The following is a 3,288-nucleotide window of genomic DNA, read 5'->3' as shown; positions in this document are numbered from 1 at the left end:
CTCCACGCCCACCTCGGCCGCGACCTGCCGCGACGTCACACCGCCCGCGACCAGCCGCGCCACCGCCATACGCCTGACCCCGTCCGCCACCGGGCAGCGCTTGACCGCGCGCTCCCCGGGCGCCAGCTCGTCAATCCACGCCGCCAGCACCTCACGGCTGGGATACCCCATTTGGCGTATGGTCCTGCTCAGACGCCTGCCATGCGTCAGGCAGTGCTCCACCGCCGCGCGCCTCTGACCATCCGTGTACCTCGAATAACGCTCGCCACGACTGGAGGGGATCCCCGTACGCCGCTCCTCCAGCCAGTCGCGATGCCACATGCGCAACGCCCCCTTGCCGGGATACCCCAGCTCCCGGATCACGTCCGCCGCACTATGCCCGTACCGCTCGTACAACTCCACCGCACGCCTGCGCTGCTCCCTCGAATACCTCGCCACGATGACGACTCCTCCCGCTCAAGGAGTCCAACATTCCGTCACCACCCCGGTATCCGATGCGGATTCTCAGCACATTATTGTGCTTTCGAATGGACGCAAATGGAAGTGACTCCCGTTGGCTTGCGGTCCTGCTCATTAAATGCTCGTTAATAAGGCTACGCGGCAAAAAAGAAATCCAGTGGCTATCAGGTTTGTCAGACGAAAAACCAAGCAAACCAAAGCCACTGGATAAAGATCAGGCTACGAAATAAGCCTTGCAATGTGCGGATGTTACTCCCACTCAATCGTTGCCGGCGGCTTCGATGTGACGTCGAGCACCACGCGGTTGATCTGGCGGCACTCGTTGGTGATACGCGTCGAGATCGTGGCCAGCACGTCGTAGGGCACACGCGACCAATCGGCGGTCATCGCGTCCTCGGAGCTGACCGGACGCAGCACGATCGGCGAACCGTAGGTGCGCTCGTCGCCCTGGACGCCAACGGAATGCACGTCGGCCAGCAGCACCACCGGGCACTGCCAGATGTCACGGTCCAGCCCGGCCTTGGTGAGCTCCTCGCGGGCGATCGCGTCGGCCTCGCGCAGCAGGTCCAGACGCTCCTTGGTGATCTCGCCGATGATGCGGATGCCCAGGCCCGGGCCGGGGAACGGCTGGCGCCAGACGATCTCGTCGGGCAGGCCCAGCTCGGTGCCGATGGCGCGGACCTCGTCCTTGAACAGCGTGCGCAACGGCTCCACCAGTTCGAACTTCAGGTCCTCGGGCAGGCCGCCGACGTTGTGGTGGCTCTTGATGTTGGCCGCGCCGTCGCCGCCGCCGGACTCCACCACGTCCGGGTAGAGCGTGCCCTGCACCAGGAACTTGACTTCCTTGCCCTCGGCGCCGGCCTCCTCGATAACCTGGCGCTGCGCCTTCTCGAAGGTGCGGATGAACTTCTCGCCGATGATCTTGCGCTTGCGCTCCGGCTCGGAGACACCCTTCAACGCCTCCAGGAAGTCGTCGGCCGCATCCACGGCGATGAGCTTGATGCCGGTGGCGGCCACGAAGTCGTGCTTGACCTGCTCGACCTCACCCTTGCGCAGCAGACCGTGATCCACGAACACGCAGGTAAGCTGGTCGCCGACGGCCTTGTGCACCAGGGCGGCGGCCACGGCGGAGTCCACGCCGCCGGACAAGCCGCAGATCACCTGGGCGTCGCCCACCTGGGCGCGGATCTTGGCCACCTGGTCCTCGATGATGCTGGAGGCGTCCCAATCCGAGCCAAGGCCGGCGCACTCATGCAGGAAGGTCTCGATGAGCTTCTGCCCCATCGGCGTGTGCTTGACCTCCGGATGCCACTGCACACCGTACAGCTTGCGCGCGGGATCCTGCATGGCGGCCACCGGCGCGCCCTCGGTGTGCGCAAGCACCTCGAAGCCCTCGGGTGCGGCCTCCACGGCCACACCATGGCTCATCCACACGCTCTGATCCGCCGGGGAGCCGTCCAGCAAACCCTCGGCCTTGTCGATCACCGTGGCGGTCTTGCCGTACTCGCCCAACGCGGCCTTGTCCACCTTGCCGCCCAATTCATAGGCCATAACCTGGAAGCCGTAGCAGATACCCAGCACCGGCACGCCCGCCTCGAACACCTTGCGGTCGATGCTCGGCGCGCCCGGTTCGAACACCGAAGCCGGGCCGCCGGACAGGATGATGGCCTTGGGATCCTTGGCCAGCATCTCATCAACAGGCATCGAATGGGGCACCAGTTCCGAATACACGTTCGCCTCACGCACGCGGCGGGCGATTAGCTGGGCGTACTGGGCTCCGAAATCAACAACAAGAACCGGACCTGTGGCCATGAAGCTCTCCTCTTTCATCGGGGTGGAGTGAATAGGTCTATTGTGGCGGTTCAAGGGGACATCCGCGGCGGCGCGGCACGCGCGATAAACCGGTTCGAGAATGTCACAACACGCACCATTGCAACCTCCAACACGCCGCATCCGAGCCCGCGAAACGAACGCGCCGAGCGAATCGCAAATCCGTTTTTGCTTGACTTTCCGCCGTTTTCCGGCATATTCCGGCGAGTCTCGGTGTTCACAATCCGGCCACGAAACATGAACAATACGGTAAATTTTTCTAACAATTTCGAACGCTCCCGCAAAAAATCACCACAAAGTCGCACGTTCCTCGTAGGATTAAGAACGATTGGACGTGGGCTAACCGCGGAATCGCAAGGTTTCCGGCAGGTCCGCGACCGACGATAAGTATCAATCGCACAACACCGTGCAGGAGTACAGGAGTACATATGACGAGTCCTGTTATTGGCACCCCTTGGAAGAAGCTGGACGCTCCGGTTTCCGAGGAAGCTCTCGAAGGCGTCGACAAGTACTGGCGCGCTTCGAACTATCTGTCCATCGGCCAGATTTATCTGCGCAGCAATCCGCTGATGAAGGAACCGTTCACTCGCAATGATGTTAAGCACCGTCTGGTGGGTCACTGGGGCACCACCCCTGGCCTGAACTTCCTCATCGGCCACATCAACCGACTCATCGCCGATCACCAGCAGAACACCGTGATCATCATGGGTCCGGGCCACGGCGGCCCCGCCGGCACCTCGCAGTCCTACCTGGACGGCACCTACACGGAGTACTTCCCGAACATCACCAAGGATGAGGCTGGCCTGCAGAAGTTCTTCCGCCAGTTCTCCTACCCGGGTGGTATCCCGTCCCACTTTGCTCCGGAGACCCCGGGTTCGATCCACGAGGGTGGCGAGCTGGGTTACGCCCTCTCTCACGCTTACGGCGCTGTGATGAACAACCCGAGCCTGTTCGTTCCGGCCATCGTCGGCGACGGCGAAGCCGAGACCGGCCCGCTGG

At 62.9% G+C, this 3,288-nt stretch carries 1 protein-coding gene and 2 pseudogenes; 1 reads left to right on the top strand and 2 read right to left on the bottom strand.

The window, feature by feature from the left end; translation table 11 throughout:
• Together B4C31_RS01550 and guaA are read right to left on the bottom strand one after the other, a co-directional pair.
• A pseudogene (locus B4C31_RS01550) lies at nt 1-438 on the bottom strand (IS3 family transposase); the annotation flags it as partial.
• Between the two features lie 270 nt (nt 439-708).
• Nucleotides 709-2,271, bottom strand: a complete 1,563-nt coding sequence (gene guaA, locus B4C31_RS01545) for a glutamine-hydrolyzing GMP synthase (protein WP_033514073.1) — start codon at nt 2,269-2,271, stop codon at nt 709-711.
• 446 nt (nt 2,272-2,717) lie between these two features.
• Here guaA and B4C31_RS01540 point away from each other — a divergent pair.
• Nucleotides 2,718-3,288, top strand: a pseudogene (locus B4C31_RS01540) (phosphoketolase); the annotation flags it as partial.

It is taken from the genome of Bifidobacterium sp. UBA4282 (assembly GCF_002394995.1).
Taxonomy (GTDB): Bacteria; Actinomycetota; Actinomycetes; order Actinomycetales; family Bifidobacteriaceae; genus Bifidobacterium; species Bifidobacterium pullorum_B.
The sequence above is the reverse complement of the archived record's forward strand: the minus strand, read 5'-3'. Positions and strand labels throughout refer to the sequence as shown.

Coding starts and splice junctions, on each gene's coding strand:
- guaA (WP_033514073.1), bottom strand. CDS start 2,271: ATGGCCACAGGTCCGGTTCTTGTTGTTGATTTCGGAGCCCAGTACGCC.